Source organism: Gordonia sp. NPDC003422 (assembly GCF_053588675.1).
This window is the reverse complement of record NZ_JBSFQL010000004.1, coordinates 185,392-206,115: the sequence shown is the minus strand read 5'-3', so window position 1 is coordinate 206,115 and position 20,724 is coordinate 185,392. Positions and strand designations below refer to the sequence as shown.

Here is a 20,724-nt window from a genome sequence, read left to right as displayed (position 1 = left end):
GGCAGAGTGGGCGAGCGCAGGTCCCGGCGCTTGCGGCGGGTTCTGCGCCGACGACCGCACGGATCTCGGTCCCAACTTGTCCGGCGCGTCGGCGTCGCACGAGATCGTCGGCGGGATGTCAGATCTGCCAGATCACCAGGGCGCACAGCGCGAGCACCATCAGACCTCGCAGCACCACCGCAAAGGTGAACCGTTCGTCGGGTAATTATCGGCGGCTGGGGTCGAGGAACAGGCCCATCCGGGGAATCCAGAGCAGGCGTCGATCACCATCCAGCTCAACACAATTCGCGTGTGCGGCAGCGCCAGCACCGCGAGCGGGACCAGCCACAGCGAGTACTGCGGACTCCACACTTTGTTGACCAGGAGGAATCCCGCGACGAGCAGCAAGCTGAAGACACCTGAGCAGCGCGTCGCGTTCGCCGTCATCGACAGCGAGACCGGCGCGCTGGTCGGCTCGACCAGCTACTACGACATCGACGCGGCCCACCTGACGTGCGCCATCGGCTACACCTTCTATACCGAAGCGGCACAAGGCACGACCATCAACCCCACCGCCAAGTATCTGCTGATGCGTCACGCCTTCGAGGACTGCGGCGCCGTGCGGCTGGTGTGGCACACGCACGAGAACAACGCCCAATCACGAGCGGCGATCACCAAACTCGGCGCCACCTTCGAAGGCCTGCTGCGCAAGCACCGACGTTTCGGCGATGGATGGCGCACCACAGCGCAGTTCGCGATGGTCGACGACGATTGGCCGCCGGCGAAAGAACGTCTATTGCAGAGGATGTCGTGATCCGCATGGGCGGGTCACTGTCCGACCCGGTCCACCTTCGCGACACACAGATCTGAGTTCTCTTGCTCGACAGTGATCTCCATGGTGAAAGGGACCTTTGGCGTGGGTCCGGAGGAGGTCGTCTGCGTGACCGTGAACACGACGATGACTGGGACGGCATCGGGCGTGCGGTTTTCCGAATCGATCGCCGTGCGCTGTACCTGTGCCGATGCGGCTATCTGCTTACGCAGTTGCAGAGTCGTTTCTCTCGCATTCTCCAGCCCAGTGCGGGCACTCGAGCCGCGACAGGTTGACGCGATGGCCCGCTCATATCCGGACTGATCGGTCGGCGTCGACGTACTGAAGTCCGTCACGAACTGGCCGGCGAATTCGGTGTACTCCTTATCCGAGAAGCCAGACTCATCGTCGTTTCCACTTGCGGCCAGGACAGCCCAGATCACACCTCCGGCAACAAGTGCCACAACGACGACAGCCGCCAGGACGATCCCGATGATCAGGCCGGTACGCGAACGTCGTGGCGGCGGAGGCGCGTACGGACCCCATGTCTGTCCCGGCTGCATCGGCTGTCCGGGCGGCATCGGCGGAAACGGCGGGGGTTGCCCACCTGCGTTGTCGTATGTCATTCGTTGACCCCCTTGCGTCGGTTTGCGGTCAGGCTGGTTCAGGCTCTCGCTCGCCCAGCGGTTGCGGGCTCTGCCGACCCATCACCTTCGGTCCCAGTTTGTCCGGCGCACCGTCGAGCACTCCGCCGGCCGGGTCGTCGTAGTGACCGCCAAGACGCCTGCGCCGCACCAGGTCGTCGGCGGGATGCCAGACCTGCCAGATCACCAGGGCGCACAGCGCGAGCACCATCAGTCCCCGCAGCACCACCGCAAAGGTGAACCATTCGTCGGGCAGCCATCGGCGGCTGGGATCGAGGAACAGGCCCATCCGGGGAATCCAGAGCAGGGCGTCGATCACCATCCAGCTCAACAAAATTCGCGTGTGTGGCAGCGCCAGCACCGCGAGCGGGACCAGCCACAGCGAGTACTGCGGACTCCACACCTTGTTGACCAGGAGGAATCCCGCGACGAGCAGGAACGCGAGCTGCGCAACCCGCGGCCGTTGCGGAGCAACCAATCCGATGGCCACCACGGCGCCCACGACGAGCACCAGCAGCACCATCGTCAGCCCGTTGAGCAGACTCACATTCCAGGCGCTACCGCCGAGATCGGTGATGACGCGGTACCACGTGTCGGGGTCGGCGTTACGATCGGCATTGAGGCGGAAGAACTCTCGCCAACCGTTCGGGTACAGGACGAGGATCGGCAGGTTGACGGCCAGCCAGGTGGCGACCGCGGTGGCGGCCGTGGCGGCAAACTCCCGTAGCTTGCCCGCTCGTAGACACAGCACCGCCAGCACGATCAGGAGCAACGCCGGATACAGTTTGGCCGCTGTGCCGACACCGATGAATATGCCTGCCAGCCAGGGCATCCGGCGCGACCACGCGAGCATGGCCAGCGCGACCATGGCGGTGGCGATGGCGTCGAAGTTGGTGAAGGCGTGCACCAGAACCAGCGGCGAGAGTGCCGCCAACCACACCGACCACATGCGCGCGCCCGCAGTCAGAGCGGTCGCCCAGATGGTGACCAGCCAGAACAACGCCAGACCGAGCGCGACGACGTTGAAGAACAGCACGACGTCGATCGCAGCGGGAACTCCCCAGTTGTCGTGCGCCCAGCTCCACCAACCGGCCACCCGTGCGGCTCCGTACATGTACATGCCGGTGAGCACCGGATACTCCATGTAGCGCTTGATCTGTTGGCCGTTGCCGTCGTCCTGATACCAGTAATCCCGATAGGGCAGCGCGCCCATGTCGAGCCGTTCGGCCCCGTACAGACTGATGACGTCCGAGTAGCAGAGGTCGGTGAACTGTCGCTGGTCGTCCCAGTCGAGTCGCGCCACCGCGCCGGGCTGGCCGGCGGTCCCGTCGTCGGGCTCTGCCTGCTGCAGACATCCCGCCTTGCCGAACCAACTGAGCGCGAGCGTGAGAAGCGCGAGGCCGAACAAGACACGGATCGGCGTCAGGTATCGGCTACGACCAACCGCGGCATGTGCGCCCACCGGACCGCCGACAACCGAACTTGCCTCCCACACAAGATGATCCGTGTGCGACGGGGCGATTCGGTGTTCGTCGGTACGCCGATCCGCCGAGAGTGGGAGCGGGCTTACACCGTCCGGTTGTGCTTCACCGCCGACGGGTTCCGACCCACCAGGTTCCGACCCACCAGGTTCCGACACTGCCGGGGTCAGCCGATCGGGGGATTCGGCACGTCGCCGCCGTCGTCGTTGTTCCCGTTCCCGCTGTCGTCGTTGCCGTTGTCGTTGTTGTTCTCGTTGCCCTGGTTGTCGCCACCGCGTGGCGGTCCGGTCGGAATCGTGATCCCGGGCACCGGGGTCCAGTTGCCGTCGCCGCCATTGCGGTTGGTGTCATCGCCACCGCGCGGGGACGTGCGCGGACCTCGCGGCTGCGTGGTCGTGTTGTCGTAGGTGACCGGCGGCGGCTCGTAAGGCACCCCGGCCTGACCGCCGACCGCATCGGGTTCCGGGAACTGCTGAATCGGCTTGCCGGTGAGCGCGCCGTTCATCGCGGCCTGCCAGATGTCGGACGGCAGACCACTGCCATAGATCGACGCGCCGTTGAGATTCTCGATCGCTCCGCCGCCGTTGGTCCCGACCCAGACGGCCGTCGACAACTGCGGCGTGTACCCGACCATCCACGCATCCTTGTTGTTGCCGGTGTCGCCGAGCTGCACGGTGCCTGTCTTGGCCGCCGACGGGCGCGAGCCGAGGGTCGAATCGGAGAGGGCGTGCCCGTTGGAGTACGACGCGACCGGCTCGAGCGCGGCCGTCACGTTGTCGGCGACCTTGGCCGGGAACACCCGCTGGCCCGAGTTCTTCTGCCGCTCGAACAGCACATTGCCGTCGGAGTCGGTGACCTTCTGGATGAAATACGGCTCGCGATAGATGCCCGATGCAGCCAGCGTCGCGTATGCCGACGCCATGTCGATCACGCGCGACGGGTACTGCCCGAGCACGACGCCGCCCTCGGGATAGCCGTTGGCCTCCTGCAGCGTCTGCTCGATGTCGCCGAAGGACCGTGCGACGCCGGCCTGATGCGCCGCGTCGGCCACGGCCTTCGCCTGACCCTGGAGGTCCATCATCAGCCGGTAGTAGACGGTGTTGAGCGACATCTTCATGGCGGTGGCCAGGTTGCACGACCCGCAGCTCTCACCGTCGGAGTTCTCCACGGTCAGTCCGTTGCTGGCCTGGTAGGGAGCGGAGCTGTAGACGCGGGAGAGCGGAATGCCCTGCTCCAGCGCGGCGACCAGCGCGAAGACCTTGAACGACGAGCCGGTCTGCAGCCCGGCCTGGGCGTAGTCCCAGCCGAGCGACTCGTCGCCGCCGTAGTAGCCGCGCACGGCACCGGTCCGCGGATCGATGGAGACCGCCGCGGCCCGCAGATTCTTGGGTTCGCCGTTGAGCTTGCCGTCGGGGCACTTGTAGATGCGGTTCTGCCGGCACGCGGCCTGCACCACCGAGTTCTGCACCTGCGGATCGATGCCGGTCTCGATCTTCAGTCCGCCGGTACGAAGCTGCTTGTCGGTGATCCCGACCCTCGGCAGTTCCGCGAGGACCTGCCGTTTGATCAGGCCACTCGGACCGGGTGTGACGTCGGAGAAGCTGCGCGGTTCGATCGTCTTGGGGAGACGGTCACGAACCTCGAGTGCCTGCTGCTTGGTGATCGCACCGGTCGAGACCATGCCGTCGAGCACGTACTGGTAGCGGCCGAGCACCACGCCCGGGTTGATCGCGGGGTCGTAGTACGACGGCGCGCGCACGATCGCGGCGATCAGCGCGGCCTGATCGATGGTCAGGCCCTTGTTGATGGACTTGCCGTAGTAGGCCTGCGTCGCGACGGCGATGCCGTATGCGCCGCGGCCGAAATAGATGGTGTTGAGGTAGGACTCGAGGATCTTCTCCTTCGACCACCCGTTGCCCGGCTTCATCTTCGCCGCGTACGCCAGTTCGCGGAACTTGCGGCTGTAGCTGCGTTCGTCGCCGACGATCGCATTCTTCACATACTGCTGGGTGATGGTCGAACCGCCGCCGGCGTCGGCGTTGCCGGTCAGCTTGCCGATCACGGCACGCGAGATTCCCTTGGCCGAGAAGCCGTCGTTGTCCCAGAACTCGCGGTCCTCGGCAGCCACGATGGCCTGCGTCATGGTCTGCGGGATCTCGTCGTAGGGGATCACCTTGCGGTCGCCGTCGGCCTGCTTGACCTCGGCGATCATGTTTCCGCCGGAGTCGACGATGGTCGCCTTCTGGCTGACCTCGGGTTCCGGGATCTCGGCGTGGTAGTACGTCCAAGCGAACGCCATGACGAGCACCAGGATGATGGCCGGGACCACCGCGCCGACAATGCCGAGTGCCCACGCGAACCGCGTGTGCTTCTTGTGATTCGCGCTGTTGCTCCCCCGGGCCGGACCAGTTCCGGCACCACGCGACGTGGGCGAAGTGCTTCGTGCCTCGCTCATCGTCAACCTTTCCCACCGGGCCACGCGGGCTGTCTCACCGCCACCACAGTACTTCTCGATCGTGTTTCGTTATCCCATCGTGACGTATCGGCCCGCCTCACGGCAAAATCGTCGCGCAGAACACAGTCTCCTGCGACGACGACCAAGACCAACGTTCGATGGTGAGTTGCTGACTATTTGGCCACGCGACGAGTCCGCGTCGACCGCGGTGGCAACCCCGCAACGTACGACTGGACGAGATGGTTCCAGCTACACGTCCGGCACACCTCGACCACGTGCACCGAGAACTCCTCGGCACTCGCGTCGAGCTTGGCGATCTCCTCGGTGCTGCGGGCCGAGCCCGACACCTGTCCGAGACGCTCGCCGAACACCCAGGAGACCAGCGTGACCTGCTCTTTTCGGCAGATGGGGCACACCGTCTTCGACGGGCGGCCATGGAATTTGGCGGCACGCAGTAGATACGGACTCGCATCGCAGACATCGGCGACGGCGGTCCGGCCCGAGTGAACCTGGGCCAACCGCGCGCGCCGCTGCAGGGCGTAGTCGACGATCTGGCGTTGCACGTGTTTCAGCGTACGTCCTGCGTTGGTGGACCGCCCGCGCGACGTGCGGCCGCAGCAATGTGTCGAGTTGCATGGACGATTGTTATATCGGTGCGATACATTGGTGGACACATCGAAGCGAGGTGTCGGAGCGTCAGTGTGCACCGACACGTCATCGATACACATGCGTCGGACCACACGACCCCGGAAGGGGGTGAGGAATGCTCGAACTGGCCGTTCTCGGACTGCTGATCGAATCCCCCATGCATGGATACGAGCTGCGCAAACGCCTGACCGGTCTGCTCGGTGCGTTCCGTGCCTTCTCTTATGGGTCGCTGTATCCGACGCTGCGCCGCATGCAGGCGGACGGTCTCATCGATGAAGCCGCCACGCCGTCGGGGATGAAGGTTCGACGCGGACGCCGTGTCTACCAGCTCACCGACAAGGGGCGGACCCGGTTCAGCGAGCTCGTCGCCGACACCGGTCCGCAGAACTACACCGACGACGGATTCGGTGTGCACCTCGCGTTCTTCAGCCGGACCCCGGCCGTGGCGCGGATGCGCATCCTGGAAGGTCGCCGTCGGCAAGTGGAAGAACGCCGCGAGGGTTTGCGCGAGATCGTCGGAAGGTCCAACCGGACCGTCGACCGCTACACCCGGCAACTGCATCAGCTCAGCCTGGAATCCAGCGAACGTGAAGTGCGCTGGCTCAACGAGCTGATCGCGGCCGAGAACTCAGGATCTGCCGCCGACGACACGTCTGTGACAGATCCGGGTGGCACCAACGTGGATGCCACCGACACCGCAACCGACAGCGATGTCTTCGATGATGACGCCTTTGAGGGCGATGTCTTCGATGCGGAAACTGAGCAAGTGAAAACACCGGTCGCGCAGCGAACGTCTGCGGCGCCGCGAGAAGAAGGAGAACCCGACCATGGGTGAGCCCAACAAGGTGCGCGTTGCCATCGTGGGCGTAGGAAACTGCGCTTCATCCTTGGTGCAAGGCGTGCAGTACTACAAGGACGCCGACGAGAACTCCACCGTGCCCGGCCTGATGCACGTGAAGTTCGGCGCCTACCACGTGCGCGACGTCGAGTTCGTCGCCGCCTTCGACGTCGACGCCAAGAAGGTCGGCTTCGACCTCTCCGACGCGATCTTCGCGAGCGAGAACAACACCATCAAGATCGCCGACGTGCCGCCGACCGGCGTCACCGTGCAGCGCGGCCACACCCTCGACGGACTCGGCAAGTACTACCTCGAGACCATCACCGAGGCCGAGGGCTCCGGCGTCGACATCGTGCAGGCGCTCAAGGACAACCAGGTCGACGTCCTCGTCTCCTACCTGCCCGTCGGCTCCGACCAGGCCGACAAGTTCTACGCGCAGTGCGCCATCGACGCGAATGTCGCGTTCGTCAACGCCCTGCCGGTGTTCATCGCCTCCGACCCGGAGTGGGCGCAGAAGTTCGTCGACGCCGGCGTCCCGATCGTCGGCGACGACATCAAGAGCCAGGTCGGCGCGACCATCACCCACCGCGTGATGGCCAAGCTGTTCGAGGACCGCGGCGTCACCCTCGACCGCACCTACCAGCTCAACGTCGGCGGCAACATGGACTTCAAGAACATGCTCGAGCGTGAGCGCCTGGAGTCCAAGAAGGTGTCCAAGACCCAGGCCGTCACCTCGAATCTCACCGGCCCGCTCGCCGGCAAGGTCCAGGACAAGAACGTCCACATCGGCCCGTCCGACCACGTCGAGTGGCTCGACGACCGCAAGTGGGCCTACGTCCGCCTCGAAGGCCGCGCCTTCGGTGACGTGCCGCTGAACCTGGAGTACAAGCTCGAGGTGTGGGACTCCCCCAACTCGGCCGGCATCATCATCGACGCCGTGCGCGCCGCCAAGATCGCCAAGGACCGCGGCATCGGCGGACCGGTCATCCCGGCCTCGGCCTACCTGATGAAGAGCCCCCCGCAGCAGCTCGCCGACGAAGTCGCGCGTCAGCAGCTCGAGGCGTTCATCATCGAGGGCTGAGTCTTTCCGCTCTGACAGCCGTGCCGCACACCGAAAAGGTGTGCGGCACGGCTGTTTTCGCTCCATCGCGGCGCCATCTGCTGTCCGCTCCCTGAGGTGCGAGCCTGCGAGCCTCGAAGGGCCGGTGAGACAAGGCAATTGGTCAACCCCGTAGCGACGGTCACCGGGGCCGAGGCTCCTCGCTAGCGCTCGTCGCACCTCAGGCAGCGGACAGGGCTTCGCTCGCTCGTCGCACCTCAGGCAGCGGACAGGGCTTCGCTAGCGCTCGTCGCACCTCAGGCACCGGACAGGGCTTCGCTCGCTCGTCGCACCTCAGGCAGCGGATGGTCTCGTGCGCCTCAGGAAGCGGATGGATTGGTCGCGACGGTCGTCTCGCGCGCCTCCTGGTGATCCGACTCATGCTCGGCCGCGAGCCGCGGAATGATGCCTCCCGCGAGGACATCGGCCACCTGTCGCGCCGACAACCGGTGTCGCACCGTGAATGTCGTGTCCTTGGTGACGTTGTGGACGCTGATCTCGTCCTTGGATTCGAGCACATCGCGCAGATTCTCGACGTGGAGCACGTCGTCCTGGTCGATGCCGTCGTAGTCGGCGGGATCGTCGAATTCGACTGCGAGAACACCGAAGTTGGCCAAGTTCTGCCAGTGGATGCGCGCGAACGATTTCGCGATGACCATGCGCAGACCGAGGTGGCGCGGCGCGATCGCGGCGTGCTCACGTGACGAACCCTGACCGTAATTCTCACCGCCGACGATGATGTGCCCGGTGCTTTCGGCGTCCCGAGCCCGATCGGGATAAGTCTCGTCGACGCGGGTGAACGAGAACTCCGCCAGCTTCGGGATGTTCGAACGAAACGGCAACGCCCGCGCTCCGGCCGGTGAGATCTCGTCGGTGGAGATGTTGTCACCGAGCTTGAGCAGCACCGGGGCCTCGATCTCGTCGGGGAGGTCGTCGAGCTCGGGCAGGCTGGAGATGTTGGGGCCCTTCACCGGTTCGATCTCCAGTGCCTCGTCGGCATCCGGCGGCGCCACCAGCATCGCGGTGTTGATCGCATGTTCGGTGGGCAATGCCAACTCGGGGTAGGCCATGTCGACGTCGCGCGCCCAGTCGCGCGGATCGGTGATCACCCCGGTCAGGGCCGACGCCGTGGCAGTCTCCGGCGAGCACAGCCACACCGCGTCCTCCTTTGTCCCCGACCGTCCCGGAAAGTTGCGGGGCATGGTGCGCAACGAGTTTCGACCCGTCGCCGGTGCCTGACCCATACCGATACAGCCCATACAGCCCGCTTGATGAATACGCGCACCACCGATGACGAGACTCGCCGTCGCCCCCATCGTGGTCAGGTCGGCGAGGATCTCGCGTGATGTGGGATTGATGTCGAAGCTGACCTCGCCCAGCGTCTGACGGCCCTCGACCATCGCGGCGGCGATGGCGAAGTCGCGCAGACCGGGGTTGGCGCTCGACCCGATGACCACCTGCGACACCGGTTCTCCGGCAACCTCGGACACCGGGACGACGTTCCCGGGCGACGACGGTTTGGCGATCAACGGCACGATCTCGGACAGGTCGATCGTGTCTTCGACGTCGTAGGTCGCATCGTCGTCGGCGACGAGCTCGACCCAATCGTCCTCGCGCCCTTCGGCCCGCAGGAACTCGCGCACGGCGTCGTCGCTGGGGAAGACGGTGGTGGTGGCTCCGAGTTCGGCACCCATATTGGCGATGACGTGGCGGTCCATCGCGCTCAGCCCGGCCAGCCCCGGACCGTGATACTCGATGATGCGGTTGACCCCACCCTTCACGTCATGGCGGCGCAGCATCTCGAGGATGACATCCTTGGCCGAACACCATTGCGGCAGTTCGCCTTCCAGGCGCACTCCCCAGATCTCCGGCATGCGGATGTTGAGTGGGTGCCCGGCAATCGCCAGTGCGACCTCCAGCCCGCCGACGCCGATCGCGAGCATGCCCAGCGAACCCGCAGCAGGTGTGTGCGAATCCGATCCCACCATCGTCTTGCCGGGAATTCCGAAGCGCTGCATGTGCGTTGGGTGCGAGACACCGTTACCTGGCTTGGAGAACCACAATCCATAACGCGCACAAGCGGTTCGCAGATAGTCGTGATCCTCGGCGTTCTTCTCGTCGGTCTGCAGCAGATTGTGGTCGACGTACTGCACACTCACCTCGGTCTGTGCCCGGTCGAGCTCGAGGCCCTCGAGTTCCTGCATGACCAGGGTGCCCGTCGCATCCTGTGTCAGGGTCTGATCGATGCGGATCGCGATCTCGGATCCGGGTGTCATCTCACCCGACTCCAGGTGTGCTCCGATGAGTTTCTGTGCGATGTTTCGAGGTTCGTTTGACATGTCGGGTCCTCGGCCGTCCTCACGCGTCACCGCGACCTCTCGCGCACCACAGACGACGTCGGACCGAGCGCTGCTTCTTCTCGGTCGCCGGCGGACGGGCCGGGGCTGGACCCTTACGCGAATCGCGGCGTCGGACTGGGCGCTCGATCCGTGACCTCACCTCATGGTGTCAGGCTCGTCTACCCGTCGCCAGGGTTCGGTCACATGTCCGGATCGAGGAGAAGACGATTGACGTCGGCGACGTCGAACAGGGTCGGGTCAAGTTGGATGCGTTCGGGCATTCCCGTCCACTCACGGAGTTCCTGGTAGCGAGGGTGTTCGGGATCGTTGATCGCTTCGAGGAACTCGTCCCAACCGCCCGCACCGCCGACGTCCTCGAACGGCGCTGTCCCTGAGCCGTCGAGCACTGTGGCCGACGGATCGTCGTTCTCCGGCTCGATCTGCTCGATCTGCTCGACGACGAGCCGGACCGTCCAATCGTCACCGAAGTCGTACTCGTAGATCAGTTCGTCGCCTGGGGCGGCCAGCAACTCGCCAATTCGGATACGTTCTTCGACTTCGGTATCCGCAGCCGGGTGCAGTCCCTGTCGGATCGCATGCTCGGGCATGTACCGATGCACGTGCCCGGTGTGGCGAACGATGAATTGGTGAAGGTGGGCATCTTCCCAGTCGAACACGATCTGCAGGACGTCGTGCAGTTCGTCGAGGCGCACCCATGAGTGCAGCCGCAGCGTGCGCCAGACGGGCGGCGTGATCCCGGGCATGTCGGCGCGAACGGTGATCATCGCTTGGTCGTTCCCCAGTTCCGGATTGAGGTAGTCGGGGAATCCCGCCCACACAGCCGGTCGTAGGGCCTCGGGGACCACGTACTTGTCGTCGTCGATGACGAGCCAACCGTCCACGAGGATCGCCGTCAGACGTGCCTTGACGAGCGCACCGAGCAACTCGTCTTCCTCTTCGATCTCGTCGATCGCCTCCAACGGTATGTTCACCGGCATCAGCCCCTGGTAAACGATGCGGGCGACCACTTCGTCGGGCTCGTCGCTCGGAATCCGGGGGTCGGTGAGCAAGAAGGTCACCGAGGCAGCCACTGCGCGACGCCGTATGTCGAGAGCCGCTGTGAGTCCGTTGGCCTCGGGGCGCCAGTCTTCGGCGAACTCACCTGGTCGTACCTGCGAGGTGTCGGCCTCGATCAACCCGATGGCCTCCGCAAGATCCCACACCTGGGACTCGAGTGGGTGACCGCTCAACGAGGTCAGCTCTTCTTCGGGGGGGTCGACGCCGAGCGTCTCGAAGAGTTCGGGCAAGAGTTCCGGCTCTGGCAACGACTCTTCCGTCGTCGGCTGCCCCGGCCCGATCCAGTCGAGCAGCGCGTCGAGCCAGAGCACGATCTGTGTCGCCGACAGCTCCGCGAACTCGAGGTTCGGTTCGACGTCGGGGACCTCGACGCTCGTGGGCATGTCCATCTTGTCGGCGACGTACCCCTCACACGCACCCATTGCGAAGTCGGCGCCATCTTCGCCGCCCGTCCACTTCCCGGTGGCGACGAGGAAGTCGACGAACACACGCAGCGCGAAGATGAACACCACGGCCGGCGGAGCGCCCACGTCGTTCTGTTCGATGAACTCAGCCGTGTCGAACGCGGCGTCGAGGTCCTCGGCCGACGACCAGTCGGTGATCGACAACCCGGGTTGCGACTGGCTGAGGGTTTCGTACAGAAATTGGACGGCCGCAACCAGATCGGCACGGCGTTCGACGTCCGATTCGAAGTTTGTCTCTTCGAGCCAGTCGTCGAAACCATCCATCAGGGCATCCAGGTTGTCGGCACCGGGCCGCAGCGGAATGACGTTGTTGCGCCGGGCGGCGCGCTTACGCGACTTCTCGGCGCGCTTGGCGCCCCTGGGTTTCTTGTTCTTCGAGCTCATCGACGCCCAGGGTAAGCCATGTTCGACGGTTCTTTCGCGGCTCGGGAACTATCCTCGAGGGATGTGGACCAAGTGTGCGACCTCGACGCCACGGTGGTGAATCGGTTGCGAGCACAACGCTGGGTGGCAACGGGTTTCGATGGTCTCGGCGACTTCGCACTCGTCGACGAGGAGTTGGACAAACCAGGCCCAGGCGAGGTGACCATCGCGGTACGCGCCGCGGGAGTCAACCCGGCCGATCTCAAACACGTTCGACGCGAATCGGATTCGACGCTGCTGCCATTGCCTATCGGGTACGAGGTGTCGGGTACGGTCGAGGCCGTCGGCCCCCAGGTCGATTCCGTGGACATCGGGGGAGATGTACTCGCCTTCCGGGTTCGCGGCGGCTACGCAACAGCGCTGAATGTGTCCGCCGACAAGGTGTTCGCCAAGCCGGCGTCGTTGACCTTCGACGAAGCGGCCGGGCTGCTACTGGCCGGGTGCACCGCCGCCGACATGTTGCGGGCCGCATCTTTGGATCGTGACGAGACGGCGGCGCTGCATGGCGCGTCGGGCGCAGTCGGGGTCGCGGTCCTGCAACTGGCGCGACTGCGCGGCATCCGCGTCGTCGGGACGTCAAGTCCTGCGGGTTTCGACCGGATCCGCGAGTTCGGCGGCGTGCCTGTCTCGTACGACGGCCCGGGTCTCGCCGACCACATACGTGAGGCGGCCGAGCCGTTCGGCATCCAGGCAGCACTCGACGCCTCCGGCACCGACGACGCGATCGACGCCTCACTCGAACTCGTCGACGACCGGTCGAGGATCGTCACCATCGCCGCACCCCGGCGCGCCGCCGCCGACGGATTCATCGCGCTCGGTGGCGCCCAGCCCGAAAGTCAGCTGTTCCGAGACTCGGTGCGATCCAATCTCATTCGCCTCGCCGGACAGGGTGACCTGGTGGTGCCAGTCGCTCGGACGTTCGCACTCGAGGACGCTGTCGAGGCGCTGCGTCTGGTGGCCGGCGGCCATGCAGGCGGGAAGGTCGTCCTGACCACCTGAGTCATTCAGCAAGTATCTGCGGAGGATCCCCCGCAGCGAACTGACATAGAGTGGCGTCCGAGCGTCAAACCACACAATGTGGACACGAAACAGAGAGGTTCTCGTAATGGGCGTTAGCCTGAGCAAAGGTGGCAATGTCTCGCTGACCAAGGAGGCCCCGGGTCTGACCGCGGTGCTCGTCGGTCTCGGCTGGGATGTGCGCACAACGACTGGCACCGACTTCGACCTCGATGCCAGCGCGATTGCGCTCGGCGCCGACAAGAAGGTGCTGTCGGACGCGCACTTCGTCTTCTTCAACAACCTGCGTTCGCCCGACGGCTCGATCGAGCACACCGGCGACAACCTGACCGGCGAGGGTGAGGGCGACGACGAGGCGATCAAGGTCGACCTCGCGGCCGTTCCGCCGAACGTCGACTCCATCGTCTTCCCGGTCTCGATCTACGACGCCGACGCCCGCAGCCAGTCCTTCGGCCAGGTGCGCAACGCGTTCATCCGCGTCGTCAACCAAGCCGGTGGCGCCGAGATCGCCCGCTACGACCTCTCCGAGGACGCCTCCACCGAGACCGCCATGGTGTTCGGTGAGCTGTACCGTCACGGCGCCGAGTGGAAGTTCCGCGCTGTCGGCCAGGGTTACGCGTCGGGGCTCGCGGGTATCGCCCGCGACTTCGGCGTCAACGTCTGATCGACTCCGCAGCAGTGCCCGCGCATGCCGCACCCGACCTTCGGGTGCGGCATGGCGCATTCCGAGAGCATTCCATCCGCGAGGGCTCTGACACCGACCGTTCGCCTCGATGAAAGGCCCTGTACACCTTGGTAATACGAATATTCGGCATCTCGATTGTCGTGACGATTCTGTCCATCATCGTCGCCTTCCTCTATGGCGGGTGGCAGGCCGTCTTCCTCACCGTGATCCTCGGCATCCTCGAGGTGTCGCTGTCCTTCGACAACGCCGTCATCAACGCGACCGTCCTGCGCCGGATGAGCGAGTTCTGGCAGAAGATCTTCCTCACCATCGGCATCCTGATCGCCGTCTTCGGCATGCGTCTGGTGTTCCCGCTGGTGATCGTCTGGCTCGCGTCGGGACTGGGCCCTGTCCAGGCACTCGACCTCGCACTCAACCCGCCGCCCGACGACGCCGCCTACTTCCCCAACGGTGATCCGAGCTACGAGACGATCATCACCGACGCCCATCCGCAGATCGCGGCCTTCGGCGGCATGTTCCTGCTGATGCTCTTCCTCGGTTTCGTGCTCGAGGAGAAGGAGATCACCTGGCTGACCTGGATCGAACGGCCGCTGGAACGCATCGGCAAGCTCGACATGCTCGAGGTCGTCATCGCCACCAGCCTGCTGGTCATCACGGCCACATGGATCGCACCCGAAGACGAGGTGTCGACGGTCATGATCGCCGGCGCGCTCGGCATGATCACCTTCATCGCGGTCAACGGGCTCGGTGAGTTGTTCAACATCGAGACCGAGGACGACGACGAAGATGGCGAGGCGTCGGAGGAGAGCGCGACCTCCGAGACGAAGCGGTCGGGCCCGACGGAACTGGCGAAGGCCACCGGTAAGGCCGGATTCTTCCTGTTCCTCTACCTCGAGGTCCTCGACGCGTCGTTCTCGTTCGACGGTGTCATCGGCGCCTTCGCGATCACCGCGGACCCGATCATCATCGCGCTCGGCCTGGGCTTCATCGGCGCCATGTTCGTGCGTTCGCTGACCGTGTTCCTCGTCCGCAAGGGCACCCTGTCGGAGTACGTGTACCTCGAGCACGGTGCGCACTGGGCGATCGGCGCACTGGCGGTCATCCTGCTGTACTCGATCGGGACACACGTCAACGAGATCATCACCGGCCTGGTGGGCGTGGTGCTGATCGGAGCGGCGTTCACCTCCAGCGTCCTGCGCAAGCGGCGCGAGGAGGCCGGCGACGACGAGGCGAAGCCGTCGGAGATCGACGCACCGGCCTGACCGTCCCGGAAACCGACCGAGGGGTCCCTACCGCTCCCTGAGGTGCGAGCGAAGCGAGCCTCGAAGGGTCGTGGTGAGACAACAATGTCATCTCACCAGGGCCTTCGAGGCTCGTCGCTAGCGCTCCTCACACCTCAGGCAGCGGGAGGGCGACCACCTTCTGGCAGCGGGAGGGCGACCACCCACAGGCAGCGGGAGGAAGCCGCCGCCTACTTGCGGCCGGCCTTCCAGTTCAGGCCCCAGCCGTAGGCTTCGTCGACCTTGGACTGCGAACCACGGATGTAGCGGACCTCGCGGTTGATGATGAGTTCGCCACCGCGGTTCTCCAGCAGGGCGATGGCGCAGGAGATGGCGCCCTGATCCGACTCGTCGAGCCGGACCTCGATCTGCGGGCCGTTGGCCGGGAACAGGGTGACAACACCGTTCGCGGCCGCCCAGTTGGGTGCGCCCTCGTAGATGTAGGCGAAGATCAGCACCCGGCGAATGCGGTGGGTCTGGGAGAGATCGATGTACATGTTCTCGCCGCCGACGGCCGAACCGGAGCGGTCGTCGCCGTCGAGGTAGATGATGGGCTGGCCGTCGTAAGGCGCCTGGAACGAATTTCCCAGCGCCTGCACGATGCCTCGGTCACCGTCGTTGAACTCCCAGAGACACGCCAGATCGAGATCGACGCCCGCCGACCGCTTGAACAGCCCACCCTTGGACCCGGAGGTCCAGTTGAGGTTGACCCGCATCTGCCCGGTCGTCGAACCCTGCTTGGTCAGCGACACGCTCGGCGCCGACTTGGTCAACGTGACCTTGGACAGCGACACGGGTGGTTGTTGCGGGGCCGGCGGCTGCTGATAGGGCTGTTGTTGATACGGCTGCTGCTGATACGGCTGGGCCGGCGGCTGCTGATACGGCTGAACGGGGGGAGGCGGCGGCGGTGGTGCCGGCTGCGCCTTCGGACGTTTGGTGTAGTCGATGCCCATGATTGCGATCCTTCGCGTATCGGTTGCTGAGTTATGTCAACGGTACTGATGTTTCGACGACGACTTCTCTGTTCGTCACTCCAATCTGGATGAATCGACCACAGCCCTCGCCTGTGGCCCGAAAGCTGTTGCGGTGTGCAGCGCTCCACGTTCGTCGCGCCGACAACTCGCGACCGCGACATGGCGCGCACCGGCGGGCAGCACAAAGCCACCGTCGATCTCGTACCGCGTGTTGGTGATCTTGGTTCCGCGGGCCTGCGGGTCGGCGGGGTCGGACGGCGGCTGGTCGGGCCGGATGACCACCATGGCCTCGGTGACCCCGACCGGCCAGTCGAAACGGAGTCGACCGTCGACGACACCCCGGACCACAATGTCGGGACTCGAAGGCGCACTCCGTGATTCGGAGACTCTCGCGACGGCAGCCCCACCGTCGGAACGGGCTATATCCGACGACAATCCACCGAGCAGCGCGACCACGCCGTAGGAGGGCGGCACCGCCCCGGGCGTCGCGCCACCGTCCTCGAGTTCGGTTGCCGATGTGCGACCCACGGTCTGCGACGATCCGTCGGCCCGCAGCCGGAGCACACGGTAGACCACGCCCGGCGTCGCCGACGGTTGCCACGTGATGTGGCAGGCCACGCCACCGAGCACCGTGACACGCACATCGGTCGCGGGTTCGACGCTGACCTGCGCGGTCATCCGCGCCAGTTCCGGGTGGTCGGCGCAGGCGCGCGCAGCAGCGGCCAGTACTGCCGGGCCGACTCCTCCGGCCTTCGACTGCGCGACAACGCTTTCCGCTGCAGCCACGGCACGCCGGGAGACCTCCAGCGCAGCACTCAGCTGGGGTCCGTGGACGTCGAGGGTGTCGATGTCCGATGCCGTGCGCGAAAGCTCATCCAGCGCCGCCAACGCTGCGACGTGACGGTCGGCTCCCGCATCGTCGAGTGCACGTCGCCAACGCGCCTTTGCATCGGCCAGCAGATTCTCGACTTCCTCTGTCACCGAACGGATCTGGCGGATCGCGTCAGAGTCGTCGCCCGCCAGGTCGAGTGCCTCGCGGCACAGCGTCCGGGCCGCCACCGGCTTGCCCTGACGCAGCATCGCGCGCGCCGAACGCAGCGGAGCCTCCCACTCCCTCGATCGACGCGCCGGTTCGGGCCCGACCGCCGGCCGGGCTTCGACCGTCGGCTTGGGTGCCGCGGCGCCGAAATCCGTGGCGATCTCGTCGACCATCGCTCGCGCACCGACCGGGCCGAGGCCCAACGAGAGCGCCTCCTGGACCAGAAACTCGCGATCATGTTCCAGCAGTTCGTCTTCTACGAGCACAGCAGCACGAATACGAGGCTCGAGATGGGATCGGACCCTGGTCATCACGGCTGCGGAATACGCGCGCGCCAAGCCGACATCACCGAGCAGGATCTCCCGTATGTGCACCAGCAGTTCGTCGACGACGGCACGCAACCGGCCGGCCGGTAGTTCGCGCGACCGTTCCCCCAATTGCGCTGTCCGTCTCCCGATCTCGTCCAGATCGGTGGCGTCGTCGAGGGTCAGGCGCAGCAACGACAGCAATGTCGGGGTGCGCTCGTCGACCTGCAGACGGTCGAATTCGCCCAGCAGCGTGGCAATCTGTTCCAGCCGTGCCGAGCTGAGTTCCGGCGTCGGGGCGGGTAGCGGCGTCAACGCCGACGAATCGTCGAGGATGCGGTAGCGCCGCAGACGTGTCGCGATCTCGGCCGGCGTCAGGCCACCCATCGCGCCGATGTCGTCGAGTCCCGACCGCTTCGACGCCGGAATGCCTCCGTGACGCTGCATCAGCCGCTCGATCGCGCTGTCCAGCAACTCGAATCGATCCGCATCTCGTTGGTCCCGGGTCGCCGTGACGGTGCGTGCCAGCGCGGACCGCCGGTTGGCGAAACGCAGTGACTCACTGCGTTGTTCGTGTTCGGCGACGAGCTGACCGACCAGGACACGGTACTTGGGATGGTCGCGTTGTTTCTGCCAGAACGCCCACACCTCGTCGATCCGGCGGCTGACCTCGGCATCGGTGAGTGATTCGGCTTCGTCGAGCGGAATGTCGTAGAGCTCAAAGGGATCGGAGGCATCGACACCACCGCGGCGATCGACCGCGGCGAGGACACGCTTACGATAGTCGTTGGCGACGAACGGCTGCACCGGTCTGCCTCACCGGTCCCGACGCCGCGACCGCTGCACCTGGTCGAGTTCGCGGTTGACCTCCGACTGCGACAGCGTCGCACCGGTTTTGGCGCTCAGGGTCAGTGGTATGTCGGCGTCGACGTGATGGGCCCGCACATGCAGCACCCCGTCGAATCCCATCTCGAAGGTCACCCGCACCTCGCTGCCCTCGTCGTAGCCGGGCGGAATGTCGGTGATGGTGCCCTCGATGAGCACTTTGGCATCTTCGGGACGGGGCGTCGCCTGCTGTCCGAGTTGCTCGAGGACGGTCAGATTGATCCGATCCTGATCTGCCCGAACGGTGCCGAAGGAACGGCCCACCCGGATCGGCAGGGTCTGGTTGCGGTGCACCAGCCAGGTCGCCTCGAGTCCACCCGACCGTCCACCCACAGCCAGGACACCGAAGCCACGCGACACCACCGTGTCGACGGAGATCTCCAGCATCCGGCGCACCCCGGCGACGGGCAGCCCGAACGCGTCGGCGACGCGGCGGCACGAGTCCTCCACGTCGGCTGGATTCGCCTCGAGCGCGCCGGAACCGTCGGTCAGCCTGCCCCGCGTGCGCAGATCGGCGGTCACGAGACGTTCGATTTCGAGTTTGTCACCGTAGATCGCGGCTCCCCGCGCGACAGCGAGGTCGGGGTCGGACAACTCCGGGGTGATGTTCAGTGCCTTGCCGATCGCGTTGGCCACCATCGGCATTCGCGACGACCCACCCACCAGCAGCACACGGTCGACGCGGTCGACCCCCCGCGCACGTGCCGCCTTGAGGCAGGATTGGGTGAGGTCGACGGTGCGCTGCAGCAGCCCGCCGGTCAGTTCCTCCAACTGTGCGCGCGTCAGCGTGATGACCGAGCGAGCACCATCGTGAGCAACCACGACGGACGTCGAATCCGATTCGGTCAGTTCGTGTTTCGCACGCTCGGCAGAAAGAACCAGACTCTGCGACCCGGCCGAGTCGTCGAGCGGGTCCTCGGTGTCGGGGTGTTCGGCGCAGAAGGTTCGCGACAGGTGCAGGGCAATGCGTTCGTCCCAGTCCGCGCCACCGAGTTGATGATCCCCGTCGACCGCCAGGACCGAGATCCGCCGATCGGCGAGTTCGATCACGGTCGCATCGAACGTGCCACCGCCGAGGTCGTAGACGAGAACCGTCTCGTCGGGCGTACGCCCGACAAGTCCGTCGGTCAAACGGCTGAATCCGTACGACAAGGCGGCCGCGATCGGTTCCGAGAGCACACCGGCGACGTCGATGCCCGCGTAGTTCCCCGCCTGAATCGTGGCGCGCCGCTCCTCGTCGCCGAAGTAGGCGGGCACGGTGATGACGGCGCGCTCCACCTTCTCCCCCGCGAACGCCGCATCAGAGACGAGCGACTTGAGGATGAGCGCCGAGATGGCCGGCGCCGACCACGTCTGACCGTGCGCGACGAACCGCCAATCGGGGTCGCCCATACGTCGTTTCACGAGCGCGCAGACGTTGTCGGGGTCGAGGCGGGCCTGGCGGCGCGCACCCTCACCGACGACGTGGTCGGTGGCCGAGGTCAACAGGACAACCGACGGGGTGGTGACCGAGCCGCTGAGTCCGGAGATGACCTCGGGCCTGCCGTCGGCGCCGATTGTGGCGATGCCGGAATTTGTCGTGCCCAAGTCGATTCCATAGACGCCCACGAGACGGATGCTAGCAGCGCATCGACGCTGCGGGCTCCTCGGTGCGAGGCCGGTAGGCTCGATGAATGACCGAATCGGCGGATCCATCGGCACCCGAATCCCTCGTGGCGGAAGTGGCCGCTTCCGAGCCCATCGACCGCCTCGCCGAGCAGGTATCCGACCTCGCCCGCGTCGTGACGCGGCAGTCACTCACGCTCGACCGTCTGGTCGCGTCGGACAAGGCGCGCTCGGGCGGGCAAGCCTCCGACAGGCCGCTGCTCGTCGACCTGTTCGCGCTGTACACGGACGCCGATGTGTGTGCACGATCGGCGGAGTCCGAGCGCGAGGCCGCCGCTTTCACTGCATTGCGCGACGGCCTGGAGCGACTCATCGTCGGTCGCGACGGAGCCGTCATAAACCCGTGCGCCGGAGACGAGTTCGACGTCGCCGTGATGGAGGCGGCGGACACGCTATCGGCGGGCGATGCATCTGCCACCAAAGGCCGAGTGGCCGAGATGATCCGACCCGGACTCGTGGTCGCCGGACGGTCGGTGCGGCCGGCGATGGTGACTGTGTACGTGTAGCCACGGCTCGCCCTCTACTGCCCACCCGCTGCCTGAGGTGCGAGGAGCGCAAGCCGCCGGGCTGAGGAGCCCCATGCGAGGTACGAGCATGGAGCGTCTCGAAGTCGACG

The 20,724-nt window shown here is 65.7% G+C and carries 15 protein-coding genes and 2 pseudogenes; 7 read left to right on the top strand and 10 right to left on the bottom strand.

The genetic code is table 11. From position 1 onward, the window contains the following. Nucleotides 1–121: 121 nt before the first annotated feature. Nucleotides 122–390 (bottom strand): annotated as a pseudogene (locus ACWDTF_RS05785) (hypothetical protein); the annotation flags it as partial. Nucleotides 391–397: 7 nt separating this feature from the next. On the opposite strand from ACWDTF_RS05785, the pseudogene ACWDTF_RS05780 reads away from it, so the two are divergent. Next, nucleotides 398–793: pseudogene (locus ACWDTF_RS05780) on the top strand (GNAT family N-acetyltransferase); the annotation flags it as partial. Between the two features lie 14 nt (nucleotides 794–807). Here the strand turns inward: ACWDTF_RS05780 and ACWDTF_RS05775 are convergent. The 4 genes from ACWDTF_RS05775 to ACWDTF_RS05760 all read right to left on the bottom strand — a co-directional run bounded on the left by ACWDTF_RS05775 (nucleotide 808) and on the right by ACWDTF_RS05760 (nucleotide 5,933). After that, on the bottom strand, nucleotides 808–1,416 hold the full coding sequence (locus ACWDTF_RS05775; protein WP_449754094.1) for a hypothetical protein: 609 nt from the start codon (nucleotides 1,414–1,416) through the stop codon (nucleotides 808–810). Nucleotides 1,417–1,444: 28 nt separating this feature from the next. Next, nucleotides 1,445–3,073 (bottom strand): glycosyltransferase family 87 protein, encoded by a 1,629-nt coding sequence (locus ACWDTF_RS05770; RefSeq protein ID WP_449754093.1) that lies wholly within the window; start codon nucleotides 3,071–3,073, stop codon nucleotides 1,445–1,447. 8 nt (nucleotides 3,074–3,081) lie between these two features. Continuing rightward, a complete protein-coding gene (locus ACWDTF_RS05765; RefSeq protein WP_355274114.1) occupies nucleotides 3,082–5,370 on the bottom strand; it encodes a transglycosylase domain-containing protein in 2,289 nt (762 codons plus the stop codon). A gap of 173 nt (nucleotides 5,371–5,543) precedes the next feature. Beyond that, nucleotides 5,544–5,933, bottom strand: a complete 390-nt coding sequence (locus ACWDTF_RS05760) for a DUF5318 family protein (RefSeq protein ID WP_240855308.1) — start codon at nucleotides 5,931–5,933, stop codon at nucleotides 5,544–5,546. Nucleotides 5,934–6,133: 200 nt separating this feature from the next. On the opposite strand from ACWDTF_RS05760, the gene ACWDTF_RS05755 reads away from it, so the two are divergent. Further along, on the top strand, nucleotides 6,134–6,853 hold the full coding sequence (locus ACWDTF_RS05755) for a PadR family transcriptional regulator (protein ID WP_240855310.1): 720 nt from the start codon (nucleotides 6,134–6,136) through the stop codon (nucleotides 6,851–6,853). Beyond that, complete coding sequence (locus tag ACWDTF_RS05750) at nucleotides 6,846–7,937, top strand: inositol-3-phosphate synthase (RefSeq protein ID WP_240855315.1); 1,092 nt, start codon at nucleotides 6,846–6,848, stop codon at nucleotides 7,935–7,937. The genes ACWDTF_RS05755 and ACWDTF_RS05750 overlap by 8 nt, the downstream gene beginning before the upstream one ends. Before the next feature lie 338 nt (nucleotides 7,938–8,275). Here ACWDTF_RS05750 and ACWDTF_RS05745 read toward each other — a convergent pair whose 3' ends face one another. Beyond that, the gene (locus ACWDTF_RS05745; RefSeq protein WP_449754092.1) at nucleotides 8,276–10,294 is read right to left on the bottom strand and encodes an aconitate hydratase; all 2,019 of its coding nucleotides are present in this window, start codon (nucleotides 10,292–10,294) and stop codon (nucleotides 8,276–8,278) included. Between the two features lie 200 nt (nucleotides 10,295–10,494). Continuing rightward, a complete protein-coding gene (locus ACWDTF_RS05740) occupies nucleotides 10,495–12,219 on the bottom strand; it encodes a plasmid pRiA4b ORF-3 family protein (protein ID WP_240855318.1) in 1,725 nt (574 codons plus the stop codon). A gap of 105 nt (nucleotides 12,220–12,324) precedes the next feature. Between ACWDTF_RS05740 and ACWDTF_RS05735 the strand changes: the two genes are divergently transcribed. The 3 genes from ACWDTF_RS05735 (at nucleotide 12,325) to ACWDTF_RS05725 (ending at nucleotide 15,222) form a co-directional block, all read left to right on the top strand. Further along, nucleotides 12,325–13,257: a quinone oxidoreductase family protein gene (locus tag ACWDTF_RS05735; protein WP_240855561.1), complete on the top strand. Its 933-nt coding sequence runs from the start codon at nucleotides 12,325–12,327 to the stop codon at nucleotides 13,255–13,257. A gap of 106 nt (nucleotides 13,258–13,363) precedes the next feature. Next, nucleotides 13,364–13,939 carry a TerD family protein gene (locus ACWDTF_RS05730; protein ID WP_240855320.1) on the top strand — a complete coding sequence of 192 codons (576 nt, stop codon included), beginning with the start codon at nucleotides 13,364–13,366 and terminating at the stop codon, nucleotides 13,937–13,939. A gap of 128 nt (nucleotides 13,940–14,067) precedes the next feature. Next, entirely contained in the window at nucleotides 14,068–15,222 is a 1,155-nt protein-coding gene (locus tag ACWDTF_RS05725; RefSeq protein ID WP_240855321.1) for a DUF475 domain-containing protein, read from the top strand. 209 nt (nucleotides 15,223–15,431) lie between these two features. On the opposite strand, the gene ACWDTF_RS05720 is transcribed toward ACWDTF_RS05725, so the two are convergent. The 3 genes from ACWDTF_RS05720 to ACWDTF_RS05710 all read right to left on the bottom strand — a co-directional run bounded on the left by ACWDTF_RS05720 (nucleotide 15,432) and on the right by ACWDTF_RS05710 (nucleotide 20,051). Then, nucleotides 15,432–16,193 carry a TerD family protein gene (locus ACWDTF_RS05720; protein WP_449754091.1) on the bottom strand — a complete coding sequence of 254 codons (762 nt, stop codon included), beginning with the start codon at nucleotides 16,191–16,193 and terminating at the stop codon, nucleotides 15,432–15,434. A gap of 75 nt (nucleotides 16,194–16,268) precedes the next feature. After that, a complete protein-coding gene (locus tag ACWDTF_RS05715; RefSeq protein WP_449754090.1) occupies nucleotides 16,269–18,365 on the bottom strand; it encodes an Ig-like domain repeat protein in 2,097 nt (698 codons plus the stop codon). A 9-nt stretch (nucleotides 18,366–18,374) separates the two neighbouring features. Continuing rightward, on the bottom strand, nucleotides 18,375–20,051 hold the full coding sequence (locus ACWDTF_RS05710; protein ID WP_355274132.1) for an Hsp70 family protein: 1,677 nt from the start codon (nucleotides 20,049–20,051) through the stop codon (nucleotides 18,375–18,377). A gap of 65 nt (nucleotides 20,052–20,116) precedes the next feature. On the opposite strand from ACWDTF_RS05710, the gene ACWDTF_RS05705 reads away from it, so the two are divergent. Then, complete coding sequence (locus ACWDTF_RS05705) at nucleotides 20,117–20,614, top strand: nucleotide exchange factor GrpE (RefSeq protein WP_449754089.1); 498 nt, start codon at nucleotides 20,117–20,119, stop codon at nucleotides 20,612–20,614. Nucleotides 20,615–20,724 lie beyond the last annotated feature (110 nt).